The sequence below is a fragment of the Aquimarina litoralis genome (assembly GCF_039523995.1).
In the GTDB taxonomy this organism is placed as follows: domain Bacteria; phylum Bacteroidota; class Bacteroidia; order Flavobacteriales; family Flavobacteriaceae; genus Aquimarina; species Aquimarina litoralis.
In genome coordinates this window covers 1-2,487 of record NZ_BAAAGE010000016.1, presented here as the reverse complement: position 1 = coordinate 2,487, position 2,487 = coordinate 1, and the positions used below count along the sequence as shown (strand labels likewise).

Annotated in this window: 1 pseudogene; it reads right to left on the bottom strand. The window is 52.9% G+C overall.

The features are described 5' to 3' along the window. Window positions 1-2,487, bottom strand: a pseudogene (locus ABD077_RS25040) (collagen-like protein); the annotation flags it as partial.

The window sequence follows — 2,487 nt, the reverse complement described above, 5'->3', positions numbered from 1 at the left end:
GAATACCTTGTGGTCCTTGAGCACCCGTTACACCTTGATCACCTTGCGGTCCTTGAGCTCCCGTTACACCTTGATCACCTTGTGGTCCTTGAGCTCCCGTTACACCTTGAATACCTTGTGGTCCTTGAGCTCCTGTTACACCTTGGTCACCTTGCGGTCCTTGTGCTCCCGTTACACCTTGGTCACCTTGTGGTCCTTGTGCTCCCGTTACACCTTGGTCACCTTGTGGTCCTTGTGCTCCCGTTACACCTTGAATACCTTGTGGTCCTTGAGCACCCGTTACACCTTGGTCACCTTGCGGTCCTTGTGCACCTGTTACACCTTGATCACCTTGCGGTCCTTGTGCTCCCGTTACACCTTGAATACCTTGCGGTCCTTGTGCACCTGTTACACCTTGGTCACCTTGTGGTCCTTGTGCTCCCGTTGCACCTTGAATACCTTGCGGTCCTTGTGCACCCGTTACACCTTGGTCACCTTGTGGTCCTTGTGCACCTGTTACACCTTGGTCACCTTGCGGTCCTTGTGCTCCCGTTACACCTTGAATACCTTGTGGTCCTTGAGCTCCCGTTACACCTTGGTCACCTTGTGGTCCTTGAGCACCCGTTACACCTTGGTCACCTTGCGGTCCTTGTGCACCTGTTACACCTTGGTCACCTTGTGGTCCTTGTGCACCCGTTACACCTTGATCACCTTGTGGTCCTTGTGCTCCCGTTACACCTTGGTCACCTTGTGGTCCTTGTGCACCTGTTACACCTTGGTCACCTTGTGGTCCTTGAGCTCCCGTTACACCTTGAATACCTTGTGGTCCTTGTGCTCCCGTTACACCTTGGTCACCTTGTGGTCCTTGTGCTCCCGTTACACCTTGAATACCTTGTGGTCCTTGAGCACCCGTTACACCTTGGTCACCTTGTGCACCTGTTACACCTTGATCACCTTGCGGTCCTTGTGCTCCCGTTACACCTTGAATACCTTGTGGTCCTTGAGCACCCGTTACACCTTGGTCACCTTGTGGTCCTTGTGCACCCGTTACACCTTGGTCACCTTGTGGTCCTTGTGCACCTGTTACACCTTGGTCACCTTGCGGTCCTTGTGCACCTGTTACACCTTGATCACCTTGTGGTCCTTGTGCTCCCGTTACACCTTGGTCACCTTGTGGTCCTTGAGCTCCTGTTACACCTTGAATACCTTGCGGTCCTTGTGCACCCGTTACACCTTGATCACCTTGCGGTCCTTGAGCTCCTGTTACACCTTGATCACCTTGTGGTCCTTGTGCTCCCGTTACACCTTGGTCACCTTGCGGTCCTTGTGCACCTGTTACACCTTGGTCACCTTGTGGTCCTTGAGCTCCTGTTACACCTTGAATACCTTGTGGTCCTTGCGCACCTGTTACACCTTGAATACCTTGCGGTCCTTGAGCACCTGTTACACCTTGAATACCTTGCGGTCCTTGAGCTCCTGTTACACCTTGGTCACCTTGTGGTCCTTGTGCACCCGTTACACCTTGGTCACCTTGCGGTCCTTGAGCACCTGTTACACCTTGAATACCTTGCGGTCCTTGTGCTCCTGTTACACCTTGGTCACCTTGCGGTCCTTGTGCACCCGTTACACCTTGGTCACCTTGTGGTCCTTGAGCTCCTGTTACACCTTGAATACCTTGTGGTCCTTGAGCACCCGTTACACCTTGGTCACCTTGCGGTCCTTGTGCACCTGTTACACCTTGAATACCTTGTGGTCCTTGTGCACCTGTTACACCTTGGTCACCTTGTGCACCTGTTACACCTTGATCACCTTGCGGTCCTTGTGCACCCGTTACACCTTGGTCACCTTGCGGTCCTTGAGCTCCCGTTACACCTTGAATACCTTGTGGTCCTTGTGCACCTGTTACACCTTGATCACCTTGTGGTCCTTGAGCACCCGTTACACCTTGAATACCTTGCGGTCCTTGAGCACCTGTTACACCTTGGTCACCTTGTGGTCCTTGTGCACCTGTTACACCTTGGTCACCTTGTGGACCTTGTGGACCTTGCGCTCCTGTTACACCTTGAATACCTTGTGGTCCTTGAGCTCCTGTTACACCTTGAATACCTTGTGGTCCTTGCGCACCTGTTACACCTTGAATACCTTGCGGTCCTTGAGCACCTGTTACACCTTGGTCACCTTGTGGTCCTTGTGCACCTGTTACACCTTGGTCACCTTGTGGACCTTGTGGACCTTGTGGACCTTGCGCTCCTGTTACACCTTGAATACCTTGTGGTCCTTGAGCTCCTGTTACACCTTGAATACCTTGTGGTCCTTGCGCACCTGTTACACCTTGAATACCTTGCGGTCCTTGTGCACCTGTTACACCTTGAATACCTTGCGGTCCTTGAGCTCCTGTTACACCTTGGTCACCTTGTGGTCCTTGTGCACCCGTTACACCTTGGTCACCTTGCGGTCCTTGAGCACCTGTTACACCTTGAATACCTTGCGGTCCTTGTGCTCCTGTTA